The 21,403-nt window shown below is 50.8% G+C and carries 2 protein-coding genes; both read left to right on the top strand.

Going from position 1 to position 21,403, the window contains the following annotated elements:
* Window positions 1-9: 9 nt before the first annotated feature.
* Window positions 10-5,736 carry a type I polyketide synthase gene (locus HAP68_RS11395; RefSeq protein ID WP_024085569.1) on the top strand — a complete coding sequence of 1,909 codons (5,727 nt, stop codon included), beginning with the start codon at window positions 10-12 and terminating at the stop codon, window positions 5,734-5,736.
* A 51-nt stretch (window positions 5,737-5,787) separates the two neighbouring features.
* Window positions 5,788-21,399: an SDR family NAD(P)-dependent oxidoreductase gene (locus HAP68_RS11390; RefSeq protein WP_192580580.1), complete on the top strand. Its 15,612-nt coding sequence runs from the start codon at window positions 5,788-5,790 to the stop codon at window positions 21,397-21,399.
* Window positions 21,400-21,403 lie beyond the last annotated feature (4 nt).

The raw sequence follows: 21,403 nt of genomic DNA, 5'->3' as shown, positions 1-21,403 counted from the left end.
GAAGTTCATATGCAAGAGCAGCTTCTTATTAACAATCAGCATCCCGTTCTGAAACATCATAAAGCCTATGGAAAGGAACTGCTGCCGGGTCTGGCTTATATTGACCTGATCTATCAGACTTTCAGAGAAAACGGTTTTTTTCATGCCGGCCTTGAACTCAGGCACTTATCGATTTTTCACCCTTTAGCTCCTGAACAGGGAGAAACAATCCTGCTTTCCGTTGACTGTACAGAGAACGGCGAAGGGCAGTGGAAGGTAGAGGTGAAAGGGCAAAAACAAGGTGACGAAGCAGCAGAGACAAAGATATATGCCGCGGCGCAAATGCATTCCGTAAAGCCCGCCGGCTTCCAAGAGAGCGTCCGGATGGATGCCGTAAAACAAACGGCGGCAGAAATACCGCTTGAGGATATTTACGCGGAATGCAGGGATCAAGAATTGGTTCATTCAGGAATAATGAAAGGCTGCGGAAGCGTCTACCAGACTGAAAAATCGATTTATATTGATCTGTCGGTGCAAAAGGATCAGCTGGACCATGCAGAAGAGGCGATGTTTCATCCCGCATTGATAGATGCGAGCAGCATCGGCTCCAATGTATATCTCGCGCCTTTGACGAGGGAGGAGGGGCAATTATTTCTGCCGCTGTTTTATGAATCGTTTTATTGCGCCGAATTGCTGCAGACGACATGTATCACCAAGATAAAAAAAGAATCCGTCACCCGTAAGAAAGATCTCGTTTACGTGACAATGGAGTTTTTCAATGAGGAAGGCAGAAAAGTCGGCGAACTGAAAAACTTCGCCAATAAACGGGTGAGGGACCCGGAACTGATCAATCAGAAACGGCAAAAGAAAGAACCTGACGGGCGGAATGCCGTCCCGGCTCCGCAAGCGGAACCGGCGCCTTCTGAGCCCCGCCGTGCGGAGGCTTCCGCCGGCCTTACTGAACAGTGCATCCTTTATTTAAAAGAATTGCTTGCCGCCCGATTGAACAAACCTGTGAAAGAGATTGACCCGGATATCGGCTACTATGAAATGGGGCTGGATTCTCCGGGGCTGTTGGACATGGTAAAGGAAATTGAACGAAAAATCGGAACGCAGCTTCTGCCGACGCTGTTATTTGAATACACGACAATCGCGGAATTGGCGGGATATTTGTGCGAACATTACGGAGCCGGCTTCGGCCATGCTCAAAGCGGGCATCCAAATGCTGAACCTTTGCGCCGGGAAAAAAAGAGGACGACCCAAAACCGCGTGAAAAAATCGGCGTCAGCCGGAACGCAGAATGGAGATATTGCGATCGTCGGGATGGCGGGACGGTACCCCGGCGCCAAAAATCTTCGTGAATTCTGGGCAAATTTAAAAAATGGAGAAAACAGCGTAACGGAAGTGCCTCGTTCCCGCTGGGATACGAGGAAATATGAGCATTTGCGATCGCCGTCCGGCAAGCCGATTTCCAAATGGGGCGGTTTTATAGACGATCCGGATTGTTTTGATGCGAAATTTTTCCGGATTTCTCCGCGGGAGGCAGAAGCTAAAGATCCGCAAGAACGATTGTTTTTAGAAACATGCTGGGAAACGATTGAGGATGCAGGCTATACCCCGGAAACAATCGTTCAGCCGAAAGGGCCGAATAAGAGAATGAACGTCGGTGTGTTTGCCGGGGTGATGCATATGGATTATTCTCTCGCCGGCGCTGAAGCTGCGGCCAAAGGGCTGGTCTTTCCTTATCCCTTGAACTATGCGCCGATCGCAAACCGGGTTTCATATTTCTGCAATTTTCACGGGCCGAGCATGGCGGTTGACACGGTGTGTTCGTCATCTCTGACGGCCGTCCATATGGCGGCGGAAAGTCTGAGACGCGGTGAATGTGAAGCAGCTCTTGCCGGAGGCGTCAATTTATCATTGCACCCGACAAAATATATCACATACGGCTTGATGGATATGCATTCGAGTGACGGGCTGTGCCGCACGTTCGGCGAAGGCGGCACAGGCTATGTCTCAGCTGACGGCATCGGGGCCGTGCTGCTGAAGCCGCTTCACAAAGCCGAAGAAGATAAGGATCATATTTATGCGGTGATAAAAGGCAGCGCCGTCAATCACGTGGGAACCGTCAGCGGGATTACCGTGCCGAGCCCAGTGGCGCAGGGGGATATGATAGCTGAATGTCTTGAAAAGACGGGGATCGATCCCAGGACGATTTCTTATGTGGAAGCGCATGGAACCGGAACTTCTTTAGGAGATCCGATTGAAATACAAGGTCTTGTTAAAGCTTACCGCACGTTTACGGAGGATCGGCAATTTTGTGCGATCGGTTCCGTTAAATCGAATATCGGACATGCGGAGTCAGCCGCCGGAATCAGCGGGCTTCATAAAACGGTTTTGCAGCTGTTTCACAAAACGCTTGTCCCTTCTTTGCACTCAGAGACGATTAATCCGTATCTCCGTTTAGAGGACTCGCCATTTTACGTGCAGCAAAAAACCGAGTCATGGAAAAAGCCGGCGTATACAGAGAACGGCAGAGAACATTCCTGTCCGAGACGCGCAGGCATCAGTTCATTCGGGGCGACGGGTTCAAACGTTCATCTCATTTTAGAAGAGTACAGGCCCAAAAACCCCGGCATTACGGAGAATCAAGAGAGACCGTATATCGTGCCTCTATCAGCGAAAAATCCGGAGCGGCTGAAGGAATACGCTGCCCGCCTGCTGATGTTTCTCAAAGATAAAGCGCTTGAAGGAAGCGGGCCGCGTCATGACAAAACAGATACAATGCAAAATCAGCTGGAAAATGCGCTGCGCGGTGCTCTGGCCGAAGTTCTGCATGTAGAGGCCGGCTCGGTAGATGGTGAACAGGATTGGAAGGAATTCGGCTTGGATGTCATGCAGCTGACACAGTTTTCTGAGCGGCTGACGGATCAATACGGGCTGGCAATAGACATGACTGATCTCATACAGCATACTTCCGTCCGGACTTTGGCAGAATGTCTGACAAACGATGAGAAACATAAGAATATTCTTTCCGGTCTTTTCGGTCAGTCCGGCTTAGAGAAGCAGTCTGATGAACCTTTTTCCCTGCGGTCACTGGCGTATACGCTGCAAACGGGACGGCTGGCAATGGAAGAACGGCTTGTTTTTTTAGTGAACGATCAAGCGGACCTGATCAGGAAATTAACCGAATTTACAGAACGAAAACGGCAGATTGACGGCTGCTTTCAAGGCCGGTCTGATAGCGGAACGGAAATCAGGGGTTTCCTGAATGATGATCAGGATACGGAGGAGCTGATCCGAAAATGGACGGACAGCGGCACTTACAAAAAACTTGCGGAGCTGTGGTCAAAAGGATTTGAGATAGACTGGACGCGGCTGTATCGGGAGGAGAAACCGCGCAGGATGAGTCTGCCGACATATCCGTTTGCGAAGGAACGCTATTGGATACCGGAGCCCGATCATCCCGTCACTTCCGTAAATACAGAAAGCAGGCTTCACCCGCTGCTTCACCGCAATACATCAGATTTGTTAGAACAAAAATTCAGCACGGTACTGAACGGAGATGAATTCTTCTTAGCCGATCATATCGTCCGAAACAAGCGTGTTCTCCCCGGGGCGGCTTATCTTGAAATGGCGAGAGCCGCGGCTGAACTGGCTGCCGCGCCGTTAGCCGCTGAATACACGGCTAAAACCGGCATTTCGCTGCGGTATATCAGCTGGATACGCCAGGCCGTTCATAAAAAAGAGCCGCTGCGTATGACGACAGGTCTTTCCTTAGAGGATAACGGCAATATTTCATTTCAAGTGTACAGCAATGAAAACGATTCAGACATTTATTGTGAAGGCAGTGCTGTGATTGAGCCGCTGTCTGAGGCGCCGGTTTTGCATATTGAACAGCTGAAAGCGCGCTGCCGCAAAAAAGTGCTGTCAAAAGAAGACTGCTATGCGGCATTTGCAAAGGCGGAAATTGTATACGGACCTTCACATCAAGGAATTGATCACATTTATTGCGGGGAAAAAGAAGCCTTGGCTAAATTGGTGCTCCCTGCTTCCGTTTGTGATGAGGCCGAACAGTTTGTGCTCCATCCGAGTCTGATTGATTCCGCTTTTCAGGCGGCCATCGGCGTTATGAATGAAGATAAAGCGGGTTATCCGGAGCAGCCGTTAATGCCTTTTGAATTGCATGAACTGACCGTTTTTCATCCGTGCAGTCCAAACATGTGGGCGGCCGTGTTTGTGACGCATGAAACACCGGCCGTGCGAAGAATGGACATTGATATATGTGATGAACGCGGCAATGTGTGTGTAAGAATAAAAGGATTTTCTGCCCGGATGGCCGAAAGTGCGCCGGCTGAAACGGATGACAAGCAATACGATCTGCCGGGTAACCTTACCGGAGCCGTCAAACTGATGCAGGTATGGGACGCGGAACCGATAGACAACCAAACCGGCTTCCCCATTTCTGAAGCAAAAGCTGTCATCATAGGCGGTACAGACGGGCAGGCGGACGCGGTTTTACGATTGTTTCCTAAAGCTGTGCGATTTGATAGCAGCCAAAGTGCTTCCGTTGAAGTGATATCCGATCGGCTCCGCCGTCTCGGTGAGATTCAGCATATGATCTGGTTTGCCCCTCAGCCGGCTGATTCTTACATCCATGATCAAAAAAGCGGGGTGCTGCAAATTTTCAGAGCGGCCAAAGCTCTTATCAGTCTCGGGTATGGAAAAGAGCAGCTCGGGATGACGGTGATTACGCACCAAGCACAGCCTATCACCCAATATGATGAGGTGCGTCCCGCTCATTCCAGTGTGCACGGTTTCGTCGGGTCTCTCGCAAAAGAACATCCGAGCTGGCACATCCGTCTGGTCGATCTTGAAGACGGGGGGGATTTCCCTGCAGAAGACATATTCAGCCTGCCCCGCGACCGTACGGGTAAAGCATGGGTGCGCAGACATCAGGAATGGCACCGGCCTCAATTGCTTCCGGTCCAAAGCGGGCCGTCTGAAAGTGTTCCTTACCGATATGGAGGCGTATATGTCATCATCGGCGGTGCGGGAGGCATCGGCGAGGTTTGGACAGATTATATGGTGACGACGTATAAAGCCCGAGTCGTCTGGATCGGGAGGCGGCCGCTGGACAGCCGGATACGCCAAAAAATAGACCGGTACCGGCCATCAGGCCCGGCTCCCGAATATATAGCAGCAGATGCTTCTGATCTTCCATCGCTTCAGCGCACCTATGAACAGATTAAAAACACATACGGCACCATCAGCGGCGTCGTTCATTCAGCGATGGTATTTGCGAATGAAAGCGTAAAAGATATGGAAGAATCACAGTTTCACGCCGGCCTTTCGGCGAAAGTGGATATTTCCGTCAACATTGCCGAAGTATTTGCGAAAGAGTCTTTGGACTTTATTCTCTTTTTCTCTTCGGTTATTTCATATATTAAGAATCCGAATCAAAGTCATTATGCGGCGGGGTGCGCATTTAAAGACGCATTTGCCCATGAGCTTTCCGGGCGGCTGTCATGCCCGGTCAAAGTGATGAACTGGGGGTATTGGGAGCGGGCTGACAATCACATTTCTGAAGAGTTTGACAGACTGAGTGCAATCGGTCTCGGACTGATCAGCCGGGCGGAAGGGATGCAGGCGCTGGAAACTCTGCTGACGCAGCCGATCTCCCGCATGGGGCTGATGAAGCTGACCAAGCCGATTCCGATCGAGGGAATGAACCCTCATGAATTTGTGACTATCTGATTGCCTGTCAAAATGACGGAGCAAATTTAATTTTCTTAGGAGGATAAGGTTTTGGGTAAGGGAGACAAACAAAAAGACCGTACACAGTTATCCTTAAGAACAGAAATAAGCAATCAAATGAAAGAATTGAATCAGCTTTTGCTGCAAGTGCTGCGGGTGACGCTGCGTTCAATGGGTCTGACCGGCAAAGCGCCGGCGGCTTCCTGTCTGCCTTTATATGAGCGCTGGCTGGAAGAAAGCATCCGTCTTTTAGACAGCGATCTTAAAAGCGGTGAAACGGCCGCGATTTGGGAAGAGTGGCATAAGAAGAAAAACGAATGGCTGAAAGATCCGGATATGAAAGCGCAGGCTCTGCTGGCGGATACCGTCATTCAAGCTTTGCCTGACATTTTAACAGGCAAAATAAAAGCCACTGACGTGATGTTTCCCGATTCTTCAATGGAGCTCGTTGAAGGAATCTATAAGCATAACATTCTCGCTGATTATTACAACGATGTGATGGCAAATGAAGCGTGTATTTATGTGGAAAATGTAATTAAAAACAATCCTGAGGCAAACATCCGTCTGCTGGAGATCGGAGCGGGCACCGGCGGAACGAGCAGCACACTGTTTAAAAAGCTCCGCCCCTATCAAAACCATATTCAGGAATACTGTTATACCGACTTGTCAAAAGCTTTTTTAATGCATGCCGAAAAGGAATACGGCGCGGACAATCCGTATTTGACGTATCAGCTGTTTAATGTGGAGAAGCCTGCGGCGGGCCAGGGATTACATCTGAGAACCTACGATATCGCTATCGCCGCAAACGTGCTGCATGCCACCAAAAATATCCGGAAAACCTTACGGACGGCAAAAGCCGTATTGAAAAAAGACGGTTTGCTGCTCGTTAATGAACTGGGCGGACATACGCCGTTTACACATGTTACATTCGGCTTATTAGAGGGCTGGTGGCTGTACGAAGACGAGGCGCTGCGGATTCCGGGGTGCCCCGGTCTTTATCCGGAAACATGGAAATCGGTTTTAATGGCTGAAGGCTTTCATTCCATTCAATTTCCGGCTGAAAACGAACGTCTGCACACCCAGCAGATTATCACGGCGAAAAGCAACGGAGTCATCAGGCAGAGCAGGGAAGCTTACACCGCGCAAAAGCGCCAATCAAACGTACCGCGAACATCCTCTGATCGTCAGCTCCCCATCAAACAAGCGGGAGAAGGGCTTTCGGAAAAGACAGCTGCTTTTCTGATAAGGGCTGCGGCAAAAGTATTAAAAATGCCGGCAGAAGAGATAAATCCGCTGGCTCCTCTGGATGAATACGGCATTGACTCTATTCTGATCGTTCAGCTGACGAACGAGCTGCGGGATCTCGTCCCTGATATCAGCAGCACGCTGTTTTTTGAACACCGAACGATAGAAGAGCTTGCCGCATACTTGGCTGAAACGAAGGAGCGCGAACTGCTTGCGCGATTTTCTGAAGAAGTCCGTCATACTGAAGCGGTATCATCAGGCTCTTTGCTTGAAAAAAGCACAGAGTATCTGAAACAGATCGTCAGCGTCATCTTAAAGATGCCGATTGAGGACGTTCAAGCCCATACGCCCCTTGAAGAATACGGAATTGATTCCATCTTAATCGTACAGCTGACCAACCGCGTGCGGGAAGACGTCCCTGATATCAGCAGCACATTGTTCTTCGAGTATCCGACAATCGGCGGATTAGCGGAATATCTCGTCAGCTCAAGACAGGAAGATATGGCTGGGATTTTCAAGACAAATAAAGAAGCCGAAAAGGTGCCGCACACTCTACAGAAAAAGCAAAGCCGCAAAAAAAGCGCCGGATTGACGAAGCGCCAAGCGGCATCTTTTTCTGAAAAAGCGCCGCCCGCCTCCGAACCGCCGTCAAAACACCTTGAAGTGGCAATTGTCGGTCTTGCCGGGAAGTATCCCGGAGCTGAAAATGTTAATGAGTTCTGGGAACGGTTAAAAACCGGTGAACACGGAATCACCGAAATTCCGAAAGACCGCTGGGATTGGCGGGACTACTATGATGAGACAAAAGGTAAGGAAGGCCGGATGTATACAAAGTGGGGCGGCTTTTTAACAGACATTGATAAATTTGATCCGCTGTTTTTTAAAATCTCCCCGAAAGAAGCGGAGCGCATGGACCCGCAGGAGAGACTGTTTCTGGAAACCGCTTATGCGGCCCTTGAGGATGCCGGATATACCCCTGATTCACTATGCGCCGGTAAAAAGGTTGGTGTTTTTGCAGGTGTCATGAACGGCAACTATCCGACAGGGGCCCACTACCACTTTATCCCGAACCGCGTATCCTATGTGTTTGATTTTCACGGTCCGAGCATCGCGGTCGATACCGCATGCTCCTCATCCTTAACCGCCATTCATCTCGCCGCAGAAAGCATCAGAACAGGTGCATCTGAATGCGCGATTGCCGGCGGCGTAAACCTGATTACAGATCCGGTTCATTATATCGGACTGTCTTCTATGAGAATGCTGTCGCCGTCAAACGCGTGCAAAGCGTTCGGTGATAAGGCTGACGGGTTTGTTGACGGAGAGGGCGTCGGCTGTATCGTGTTAAAGCCGTTGAAGAAGGCTGTTGAAGATCATGATCATATATACGGTGTCATTAAAGGAAGCGCTCTGAACGCCGGCGGCAAAACGAACGGGTTCACCGTTCCGAATCCGAATGCACAAGGGGAAGTGATCGCAGACGCGATGGAGCGGGCAGGAATTGACCCGAGAGCGATCAGCTATCTGGAAGCCCACGGCACCGGCACTTCCTTGGGAGATCCGATTGAAGTCGCGGGGTTAACCAAGGCTTTCCGCCGCTATACGGATGCAAAGCAATTTTGTTCCATCGGTTCTGTTAAATCCAATATCGGACACCTGGAAAGTGCGGCGGGCATTGCTGCCGTCACCAAAATTCTTCTTCAGATGAAACACGGATATCTGGTGCCGTCGCTGCATTCAAAGCAGCTGAACCCGGAAATTGATTTTGAAACTTCTCCTTTTATCGTGCAGCAGGAAACGGAGGAATGGAGACGGCCGGTCATAGAATCTGAAGGAGTAACACGGGAATATCCGAGAATCGCGGGTACATCTTCTTTCGGAGCGGGCGGTGCAAATGCCCACCTGCTGATAGAAGAGTATGAACCGGCTGAAATGACTTCGGCGGACACCGGCCGTCCGGCGCTTTTTGTTTTATCGGCAAAAGATAAAGACCGCTTGCGCGAGCGGGCTCTGTTGCTGTCGGATGCCGCCGGAAACGGAACAATTACAGATGCGAACCTGCTTGACGCGGCATTTACCCTTCAAGTCGGCAGGGTTCCGATGGAAGAACGGCTGGCGATGACAGCGGACTCTGTTTCTGAATTGGAACAGAAGCTGACTGCTTTTCTGAATAATGCCGGTTCCGTAAGCGGGGTGTTTACGGGCCGGAGTGATAGTGCTGTCACAGAGACGGAAGGCACAGTCGATGATTGGATGGAAAAACGTCAATTTGGCAGTCTTTTGAATGCCTGGGTCCACGGGGCGCCCGTCGATTGGGCATCTTTATATAAAGGCGCGCTGCCGCATCGTATCAGTCTGCCGTCTTATCCATTTGCAAAAGAAAGCTACTGGATGAAGCGGGAAGAACCAAAAACAGGAACAACTGAATATGTGCATCCTTTCCTGCATGAAAATACGTCAACCTTGGCGGAGCAAAGCTATCATACATCTTTTAAAGGCCGGGAACACGTTTTCCAGGATGTGAGAGGAGAGCGGGTTCTGTCGGCAGCCGTTTATTTAGAAATGGCGCTTGCGGCTTATCATCATGCGGCAGACAGCTCTGAAGAAAAAGAGATATGGATCCGAACGGCGGCATGGACTGACCCGATTACCGGCGGACATCACGGTGCGGGCGTCAATCTCTCCCTTCTGTCTGAAGACGAGGAAGGCATCCGTTATGAAATATACAGTGACGAAGAGAAGCTGCATCATTATGGAATCATCGGTCAAGGGAGCATACAGCCATCCCGCATGCTTGATATTGCCTCCTTACAAAAAGACTGCCGCCCGCTGTCATTCGATTATGAAACACCAGGCACATCAGGTGTAACGATCAGTAAGGAGTTCCGCACCATTGAAAAGCTTTATGCGGGAGAAAATGCGATTTGGGCGAAGCTTGCTCTTACAGATGAAAGCGGCCGTAATCCGGGATATCATCTACCGCCGGAATTTCTGGACGCAGCTTTTCATGTCTTGGCAAAAACGGAGCCGTCAGTCCATATCGTGCCTGAAGCGGTTGAAGAACTGCGCGTCATGCGTCCGTGTTCATCCGGCATGTGGATGTATATGAATAAAAAGAATCAAACCGGCTGTGACATTCAATTTTGTGACGAAACCGGCATTGTATGCGCAGAAATCAAAGGGGTGAGAATGAGACAGCCGTCTCAGCAGGATCACGGGCAAGAGGAACACTCCGAGATGATGATATTTGAAGAAAGGTGGACGCAGCAGCCTCTGAAGAAATCCATTCATGAAGAGTTGAAAACGGTCATCTGTTTTCTTACGGGAGAAGCTGCCAGAAAACATGCTTATCGGTCTTTACAATCCCTTTATCCGGGAGCCGGCGTGTTTTTTATTTCACAGGGTGAGGAAACTCAAAAGCTTTCAAACACGCATTATCAAATTAAAATCACTGACGGACAAGCATATCAAGAAACGTTTCGGCATATTGAAACGGCTGCAGGCAAGGCGGATGCCGTTTTGTATGGATGGCCGCTTGAAGATGAAAAGGCCGTGAAAGACTATTCCATTCTGTATCATGTGATCCGTGCAGCTGCTTCTTTGCGTTCTAAACCGAGGCGGATCCTTCTTTCCGCTCAGTGCGGGACCGATACCGATATCAGTTACGCCGAGTCATGGATCGGGCTGGAACGGTCGCTGAAACTAATCCTGCCGGAGACGGATACGGCCGCGGTTTATTTTGGACAAAAAGGACCGTTTGAAAAGCTGATCCATAATGTATGTGAAGAGCTTCACAGCGGGTCGTTCCGCAGTGTCATGTACAGTGGGGAAATCCGTCACGTCATGGAAATGAAGCAGACGGATATTGCCCCTGTTGAGAAGCGTGTGATAAAAAGCGGAAAAACGTACTTGATTACCGGCGGATGCGGAGGTTTGGGCTTGTTATTTGCCGGATATTTTGCTGAAAAAGGACCGGTTACGCTCATTTTGACGGGGAGATCAGCGGCAGGCGGCCCGGTGCTGCACAAGATAAAGAGATTGGAAGAATCAGGCGCCAAGGTGTTTTACGTGCAGGCGGATGCCGCAGATCAGGCTCAGATGGAGAAAGGTTTGCAAGAAGCGAAAGAGAAAGGATGCGGGCCGATTCACGGTGTCATTCACGCTGCGGGTCTTCAAGGCACTGAAAGCATTCTGGAGAAAGATCTGCAAACCTTTCAGCAAGTCTTATCGCCAAAAGCGGACGGCACCGCGGTGTTAGATCAGGTTCTGTCACGGGAGCCGCTTGACTTCTTCTGTTGTTTCTCTTCTTCTTCAGCGATTTTAGGAGACTTCGGTTCTTGTGACTACGCGATGGGGAACCGCTTCCAAATGGCTTTTGTCCGCCACCGGGATAAACTTGTGAGCCTCGGACTCAGAAGCGGCAAGTCACTTGCAATCAATTGGCCGCTTTGGAAAGAAGGGGGGATGCATGTCGGCACGGCGGAAAGCACCGATATGTATTTAAAATCCAGCGGACAGCGTTATTTATACACAGAGGAAGGACTCGAAGCTTTTGAAACATTGTTAGTCCAGCCGTCCAGCCAGTATCTCGTCCTGGCCGGTTTTCCGTCGAGGGCCAAACGCTTCCTGCAGATAGATCAAGGCGAACGGCCGAATTCGGGTTCTGTAAACAGGAACGTCCCATTTTCAGGAAGGCGGAGTGAAATGAAAGGCTTTACACTGGAAGAATGCGTAAGCTGGGATGTGAAGGAACTGGCGGCGGGGCTTTTGAAAATAGACAAGAACAGACTGACGGATGCTGACAATCTGGCTGATTTCGGCTTTGATTCTATCAGTTTGGCGGAATTCGCCTCTTCTTTGTCCGCTCACTACGGAATTGAAGTGACCCCGGCCCTGTTTTTCGGACATTCCACACTGGAGAAGGTCGTCCGCTATTTTCTGACGGAACACAAGTCCGTCATAGAGCATGTCTATGAAGAAAAGAAACCTGAATCCGCAGATCAATCTGTCTTTGAAAAGGCAGGAACGGAAAAGCGAAAGAAGCAGAGGGGAAGAAATAAGCTGAACGCCGGAACCGAGGGCAGTCAGGCAGCTGATTCCATTGCCATTATCGGCATGAGCGGCCGCTTTCCTCAGGCGCGCACGGCGGACGAGCTGTGGGACATTCTGTTTCAGGAAAAGGACGTTGTCGCACCGGTCGCAAAAAAAGGCTTCACAAGTTCAAAATGGAAACTCGGCGCTGTACCGGGGGCGGACGAATTCGACCCTTTATTTTTTGAAATATCGCCGAGGGAAGCTGAAACGATGGATCCGAAGCAGCGGCTGCTACTTCAGGAAGCGTGGAGGGCCCTTGAGGACGCCGGCTACGGCGCCAGTCACATCAGGCAGCAGACGATCGGTATGTTTGTGGGGGCGGAAGAAGGAGATTATCACCTTTTAACACGGGACAAAGACAATGTCACGTCTCATCATAACGGTATTTTGGCGGCGCGGCTGGCTTATCACTTGAATTTATCAGGTCCTGTGATGGCGATAAATACAGCATGTTCTTCGGGGCTCGTTTCTGTCCATCAGGCGGTATTAAGCCTGCAGAATAAAGAGTGTACAACAGCTGTTGCGGCCGGGGTGAATATCATGAATACCCCGGACTTTTTTGAAACGATAGATAAAGCCGGAATGCTGTCGGAAAACGGGAAATGCTTCGCGTTTGATAAAAGGGCTGACGGCATGGTTCCCGGGGAAGCGGCTGCGGCGGTTGTTCTTAAGCCGCTGAGAGAGGCGGAAGAAGATGGCGATCCGATTTACGGGGTGATTCGGGCGAGCGGCATCAATTATGACGGGAAAACAAACGGAATTACCGCTCCTAGCGGCGTCGCGCAGACCCGGCTGCTTACTTCCGTTTATGACCGGGGCCGTATCAACCCTGAAGATATCGAATATATCGTCACACACGGCACGGGTACAAAACTCGGTGATCCGGTGGAAATTAACGCGCTTTATGACGCATTTTCTGCCTATACAAACGAAGAAGCATTTTGCGCGCTCACATCAATTAAAACCAATATCGGCCACACGTTTGCCGCGTCAGGCATTGTCAGTTTGATCAGTCTTTTACAGGCATTCTCCCGTGAAATGATTCCCGCCAGTCTGCATTGCAGCGGGGAAAACCGCTATATCAACTGGGAGAAAAGTCCTTTTTATGTGAATAAAACGGCTAAAGCGTGGCCTTCTCTGCCGGGTAAAAACCGAATGGGGGCAGTCAGCGCATTCGGGATGAGCGGAACAAACGCCCATGTCGTTATGGAAAGCTATAAGCGCAGCGCTTCACCTCATCCGGATGCCCCTGCTAATTTACTGACTTTATCAGCAAAAACAAAGGAGGCCCTTCAGGAAAAAATCGAAGATATGATCACTTGGGCGGAAAATGGCGGACTGAAAGAAAATGATCTAGCCCAGCTCAGCTATACGTTGCTAAAAGGACGGCATCACTTTAACCATCGCGCCGCCATCGTGGTTCAAGATGCTGATGACGCAGTGTATGTATGGAAGCAGGCAAAGCTTAATGAACATCATCCTTATGTGTTTTCGGGAAAAGTACCGCAGCACTTTGCAGGCCGACAGCATATTCAAGAGCACATAATAGAAGTGCTCGGCAAGTGCAGCGCTTCATATTCTGACCATAGAAAATATCAGGAACTGTTATGTGTGCTGGCAGATTTTTATTGTCAAGGTTATGAAATCGAAGGGGACTTGCTTTATGGCGGACCTTTGCCGCGAATCGGCAATCTGCCGGGCTACCCGTTTGCCAGGCAGACGTATTGGGCGTCCGATCGTCTTCAGGGAGAGCTTGAAAGCCGGAATTCAGCTGAACGTGAAAAGCTTCACCCGCTGCTCCACGCGAATACATCGACCTTTACCGCCCAGCGCTTTACTTCTGTTTTTTCAGGGCGTGAACCGTTTTTTGCCGATCACATCGTCAATGGAAAACCGGTGCTTCCGGGCGCGGCTGCTTTAGAAATGGCCCGGGCCGCCGTTACACTTGCCGCTGAGGGCTTGCCGGGCGGGAAAGCGGGTGTCCGGCTCAAACAGATCGTTTGGCTCCGTCCGGTGACGGCGCTTTCTGAAGGCGTGACGCTTCATGTAAAGCTTCAGCCGGAAGAAAACGGAGACATCGCTTTTGAAGCGTATGCCGAAGGAGAAGAGCCGCTTGTCTTTTTCCAGGGAAAGGCCGTGCTCGAAGAGACGGAGCGTGCTCCGGTACTCGATGTGGAGGCGGTTCAGGCGCGCTGCGGCGGCCGGCGCATGTCAAAGGCTGAGTGCTATGAAGCATTCGACAGTCTCGGCATCACCTACGGACCGTCTCATCAGGCGCTTGACGCCGTCTATGCCGGAAGCGGAGAAGTGCTCGCGAAGCTCACTCTTCCGCCGTACGCCCGCGAAGAAAAGGAGCCGTTCATCCTGCATCCGAGCATGCTGGACGCCGCCCTCCAGGCTTCTATCGGTCTCGTGCACTCAGACGGTTCCGCGTCCGGACGGCCGTTTCTGCCGTTTGCCCTCCAAGATATGCAGGTGTTTTCTGCGTGCCGGGAGACGATGTGGGCGGTGCTTTCCTCAGCGGACGGCGCCTATCATATTGAGCTGTGTGATGAAAACGGCGAGGTATGTGTCCGATTGACGGGGCTCACCGCCCGTTTTCTGGAAGAGGAAACGGAGGGAAAACCGCTCTTGCTTCAGCCAAAGTGGCAGGAATCACCGCCGGGTGAAGGCGGCGGACAAGCAGAGTCTTTCAGATACGTGACGCTGTATGGCGGAATGAACGCTGAGGACATAAACGGCGCCGTATGTGCGGCTGACGGGGAAGGTCCGATTGAAGACCGTTATGACGCCTGCGCGGCGGAGCTGTCAGCGATCGTCAAGCGTCTTATCAAAGAAAAACAGAAGGGAAAAACGCTGATCCAGCTTCTTGTCCCCGACAGGGGGGAAGACAATGTATTGGCGGGGCTGGCCGCTTTCCTGAAAACGGCTCACCTTGAACATCCGAAGCTGTACGGCCAAGTCATCCAAGCCGATCCGGACGAGCCAGCATCATCGCTTCTTGCCAAGCTGAAAGAAAACCGGACGCACCCTGAACAAGCGGAAATCCGTTATCAAGCCGGCAAACGTCTCGTCAGAAACTGGCGTCACCTGCCTGCGCTTCAAAGCGGCGCCGTTCCGTGGAAAGACGAAGGGGTTTACCTCCTCACCGGGGGAGCGGGCGGCATCGGGCTGATTTTCGCTGAAGAAATAGCCTCCCGCGTCAAAAACGCCGTCCTCATATTAACGGGAAGGGCGGAAGCGCTTGATAAAGACCGCTCCGCCCGCTTACGGCGCTTGGAAGCGTCGGGTGCCCGCGTATTGTATCAACCGGTTGATGTGACAGACAGGGCGGCGGTCATCGCCCTCGTCCGCGGCATACAGGAGGAGCACGGAACACTCGACGGGATCATTCACGGCGCCGGCGTGATCGCCGACAATTACATTCTGAACCAGACAGAAAACGAACGGAAGACCGTCATGGCGCCGAAGGTGAAAGGGCTTATCAATCTTGATGAAGCAGCGAAAGATGCGCGGCTGGACTTTTTCATTCTGTTTTCTTCCTTGGCGGGAGGTATGGGAAACCCGGGGCAGGCCGGTTATGCGGCAGCCAACGCATTTATGGACGTATATGCAGCCCGCCGAAATCGTCTCGTGCGGGACAACAAGCGGAGCGGGCAGACCCTGTCCGTCAACTGGCCGCTTTGGGAAGAGGGCGGTATGCGCGTGGACAAAGAGACCGAACGGCTGATGTATGAACAGACCGGAATGAAAGCCATGCGATCGGCTTCAGGCATCCAGGCGCTTTACGCCGCTTTTGCCTCCGGAGAACACCAGATCATGGTGGCAGAAGGAGATGAAAAACGGATTCGCAGCCATATTTTCGATCTGCGTGAAGAACAAAGCGCCGCCGCAAAAGCTCCGGCAGAGACAGATGCAGGAGATCTGAAAGATCGGGTTCAAGAGAAACTAAAGCGTCATGTATCAGATCTTTTAAAGGTAAGCATGAAAGATATTGAGGCTGACAGCGAACTGACGGAATACGGATTTGATTCGATCATCTTCACTGAATTTACAAATCTATTAAATCGGTCTTATCAGCTTGAGCTCAGCCCGACTATCTTCTTTGAATTTCCGACATTGCGCAAACTGAGCGGCCATTTGATATCTGAATGGAAAGAAGCATTCAGCGGCTTAGAAAGAGAGAATTTTAAAACCGCCCCAAAAGCCGGAATAAGAAAAGCTGAAGCTCCGGCGGCCGTTCATGTCAAACGGGAAACGCCCGTATCCGTAAAAGGAAAATCAGAAGAAAAAACCGAACCGATAGCCATTATCGGAATCAGCGGTATTTTTCCGCAAGCGAAAGACATAGATGAATTCTGGACACGTTTATCAAAAGGAGAGCATTGCATCACAGAAATTCCCCGGGATCGCTGGGATTGGCGCGAATATTACGGCGATCCGGCAGCGGATGCAAATAAAACGTCAATTAAATGGGGCGGTTTTATAGATGGAATCGCCGGGTTTGACCCGCTGTTTTTCGGGATATCTCCGAAAGAAGCTGAAATGATGGATCCTCAGCAGCGCCTATTAATGATGTATGTGTGGAAAGCCATTGAAGACGCGGGGTACTCGGCAAAACGGATTGCCGGAACAAAAACCGGCATTTTCACCGGCACATTGGGAAGCGGATATCAAACCTTAATCAATAAGGCGGGTCTTCCTGTCGAGGGGTATACGATGACCGGAATCGTGCCGTCCGTCGGGCCGAACCGAATGAGTTATTTTCTTGATATCCACGGGCCGAGCGAGCCGATAGAAACCGCTTGTTCAAGCTCTTTAGTCGCCATTCACCGCGCGGTAAAAGCCATTGAAACGGGAGATTGTGATATGGCGGTCGCAGGAGGCGTCAACACGATCGTCACGCCAGAAGGGCATATCGGTTTTCAAAAAGCAGGCATGCTCAGTGAAGACGGGCGCTGCAAAACATTTTCTGATCAGGCTGACGGTTATGTCAGAGGAGAGGGTGCCGGCATGATTGTCTTGAAAAAGCTTTCAGAGGCTGAGCATGACAGGGATCACATCTACGGCCTCATCCGCGGTACAGCGGAAAATCACGGCGGACGCTCAGCGTCACTTACCGCGCCGAACCCGCAGGCTCAGACGGATGTGCTGAAAAGCGCTTATCAAAAAGCCGGTATTCAGCCGTCAACGATCACTTATATAGAAGCGCACGGAACAGGTACGGCGCTCGGAGATCCGATTGAAATCAATGCATTGAAAAAAGCTTTCCAAACAGACGGGGCTCCGGGCGGATATTGCGGGATAGGCTCAGTGAAGACAAATATCGGACATTTGGAGCTCGCAGCAGGCATTGTGGGCGTTATCAAAGTATTGATGCAGCTGAAACATCGGACGCTCGCCAAAAGTCTGCATTGCGAGAACATCAATCCCCATATCAAATTGAAGGACAGCCCGTTTTACATTGTGACAGAAACAAAGGAGTGGGAAGCGCTGCGTGATGAAAACGGCCGGGTCCTGCCCCGCCGGGCGGGTGTAAGCTCATTCGGTTTCGGAGGCGTCAATGCGCATATCGTTATTGAAGAATACATGGGTAAAAGTGAGACGGAACAGCCGGAAACCCGTGAGAAAGCGTCATCTCTTTTTGTTTTGTCGGCTAAAAATGAAGAGCGGCTGAAAGAAAGAGCGCGTCTCCTTCGCGATTTTATCCAAAACGGATCATCCCGCCATATCGATCTTGCAGATGTTGCATACACACTGCAGACCGGACGGGACGCAATGGAAGCGAGGCTGGGAATCATTGCAGGCTCCGCAGAGGAAATGACTGAAAAACTGAACGCGTTTCTGACGGGAAAAAACAGCGAAGATATCATCAGCGGCCGTAAAAAACGCGAGAATAACACGATCTCCATGTTCTCAGACGATGAAGACGCAGCTGACCTCGTCAGCGCCTGGATTGAGAAAAAGAAATACAAGAAAGTGCTGCGGCTCTGGGTAAACGGATTTGACACAGATTGGGAGCAGCTGTATACGGACAGTAAGCCGCGCCGCATCAGCCTGCCCTCCTATCCGTTCAGAGCAGACCGCTATTGGGTGCCGAAACGGGAGCAGCTGCCGCTTTCGAACCAAAAAACAGTAGTATTGCAGAAAACATGGGAGCCTTGCGAGGCAGTGTCTTCATCCGAGCCATTCAGCAAAATAGCGCTCATCGTCTCCGAGGATACAAAAGACCTTGCCGCCGAGGTGAAAAAACAGCTGAATGATGCTGACATTGTGCAGGAAAATCAGCTCATCTCTTTCTTACAGGATGCGAATGCGGCCATCTATTCCGGGTTTATTGACTTCACCGGCTGCGGCTCCCGACCAAAGCGGCAGGACATCAGCTGGGTGGCATCGCTGCAGCAGCTGATTGAATACGGCCGCGGACAAGAAAACATGAAAATGCTTTATCTTACAAAAGGCCTTGAATCCTTCAAAAATAAGGCGGCCGCTATGCATGGTATTGAAAAAGCGGGGCTTTATCGCATGCTGCGGCATGAATACAGCCATATTCTCACCTGTCACGCCGATATTGATCCTGAAGAGCCGCTGGAGCAGACAGCCGCTTTTATTAAACAAGAAATTGAATCAGACTTAACGGAATCTGCTGTTTGCTACAGGGACGGCATGCGCTTCAGCTATGTTCTTCGGCAGACTGATCAGATTGAACCAGAAGCCGTGCAAACAGACCGGACTGTGTTTCCAAAAGACGCCGTCCTGATGATAACCGGAGGAACGCGCGGACTCGGCGCTTTATGCGCCAAGCATTTCGTTTCCGCATACGGTGTGAAGAAACTGCTTCTGACAGGCAGAAAGGAGCTGCCGCCGAAAACCGAGTGGGATCTTGAGCAAACAGACCCTGTCGTTTCGGAAAAAATACAGCTTATCCGAAAGCTGGAATCACAGGGCGTAAAAGTGTGCGTCTCAGCAGTTGATCTGACGGATAAGCAGGCCGTCGGACGGCTTATAAAAGAGGTAACCACAACGCTCGGACCTGTCGGAGGCATTCTGCATTGCGCAGGAATTGCGGACCGTGAAAACCCTGCTTTTCTCCGCAAATCCAAAAACAGTATCGCGCGGGTGCTCGCCCCGAAAGCAGACGGCCTTCACAGTCTGTATGAGAGTGTAAAGGATGATGCGCCGGCATTTTTCGTCCTGTTTTCATCTGTCTCGGCAGCCGTCCCGATTCTTGCGGCGGGACAGAGCGATTATGCGATGGCTAATTCTTATATGGACTATTTTGCAGAAAACAATGAGGGCGGCATCATGAGCATACAATGGCCGGCATGGGATGAGACGGGCATGAGCAGGGATACAAAAAGCGGGATGTATCAGCAAACGGGATTGCTGCGCCACTCTGACGCGGAAGGTCTCAAGATGCTTGATTACATTTTAAGAGAAAGACCCGGAACTGTCGTGCTGCCGGCACAAGTGAAATATGATTGGGACATCAAAGCGCTTGAAAACGCTAAGCCAGCCGCCCATAAAGGAATGAAAACAGCTTCCAAACCTCCAGAAACAAAAAAACGGGTCCATAGCCGGACTGATATTCAATCTTGGCTGAAGTCGCTTTTGGCAAAAGAGCTGAGTATCGATGAAACGCATATGGATATCGATGTGCCTTTTCAGGAATACGGAATGGATTCTATCTTTCTGGCGCAAGTGCTGACAAAGATCGATCAAAAACTGCCGTCCGTTTCAATTGATCCGACTGTCCTTCTGGAACACCCTACCATAGAACAGCTCGCGGATTATTTAGCCGCACATTGTCCGGAAGCTTTTTCGGCAGATGCAGCGGTTCCCGCGGAGAAGGTCCCTTTGCAGAAAACGCCGAAACAGAGCAAAAAAACGGCAGATAAGCCCGGGAAACGGGGAAAGGTTGCGATCATCGGCATGGCCTGTCATTTTCCGGAAGCGGGGGATATAAAAGAATTTTGGAAGAATCTCCGCAGCGGAACGGATGCCGTCACTGAAGTTCCGCCGGACAGATGGAACGCCGGGGAACACTATCAGCCGGGTGAATATCAAGAAGGAAAAAGCATCAGTAAATGGGGCGGTTTTATTCACGATATTGATCAATTTGACCCGGAGTATTTTAATATTTCAGAAACGCTGGCACCGATGATAGACCCGCTGCAAAGGCAGTGGCTCGAAGTGAGCGCGGAAGCTTTGGCCGATGCCGGTTATCAAAAAGAGGATCTCTGGGGCCGCCGTATCGGCGTTTTTGCTGGTGCAAGGGCAGGTGCGTTTCATCAGAAATTTCAATATTTGCAAAAAGACGCGATTATTGGCGCGGGGCAAAATTTTATTACCGCACATATGGCGCACATTTATAACTTTACAGGGCCCAATCTGGTCGTGGATACGGCCTGCTCCAGTTCGCTTACGGCAATTCATTTGGCCGTGCAGGCAATTCAAAATGGAGAAGCGGAGGCGGCCTTTGCGGGCGGGGTTGACATTTTGCTTGATGAAAAACCTTTTCTCACAATGAGCGCGGCGAGAATCTTATCGCCAAATGGCCGTTCAAAATCTTTCGATGCCGATGCGGACGGAACAGGAATCGGAGAGGGCTGCGGTGTGCTGATGCTGAAGCCGCTCGAAAAAGCGATAGAAGACGAAGATAAAATATACGGCGTTATTGACGGCTCTGCGATAAATAATGACGGCAGCACAATGGGGGTGACGACGCCGAATCCCCGGGCGCAGCAGGACTTGATTGAGCAGGCGGTTCAATCAGCGGAAATCGAGCCGGACACCATGACATACGTAGAGACGCACGGAACCGGTACTTTGATCGGCGACCCGATTGAATTAAAAGGATTAACCAATGTCTTGTCTGCTTATTCCGATGAAAAACAATTTTGCGGTGTAGGGAGCGTCAAAAGCAATATCGGCCACTTGCTGAGTGCGGCGGGCGCGGCGGGAATCATCAAAGTTTTGCTGGCGATTGCCAATGAAGAACTGCCGCCGACTTTGCATTGCCATAAACCGAACCCCCGCTTTCAATTTCATGATTCGCCGCTTTATCCTGTGCTTGAGCTGAAGCGGTGGGACGGAAAAAAAGAGATACTCAGGGCCGGGGTCAGCGCGTTCGGTTTGGGCGGGAATAACGCCCATATCATTGTCAGCAACGAAGGAATTCCGAAAGAACGAAAAGCGACCATGGAACCGAAAGGCGGCCAGACAGTATACCGAAAACAGCGATATTGGCCTGAAAAAGCACAGTTGTCCGAAGCGGAAGAAAATGAGGCGGGCACAGAAGCAATGTTTGAAATAAGCGAGGTGTGATAGA

The organism is Bacillus sp. Bvel1 (assembly GCF_014872755.1).
GTDB lineage: Bacteria > Bacillota > Bacilli > Bacillales > Bacillaceae > Bacillus > Bacillus velezensis.
The sequence above is the reverse complement of the archived record's forward strand: the minus strand, read 5'-3'. Positions and strand labels throughout refer to the sequence as shown.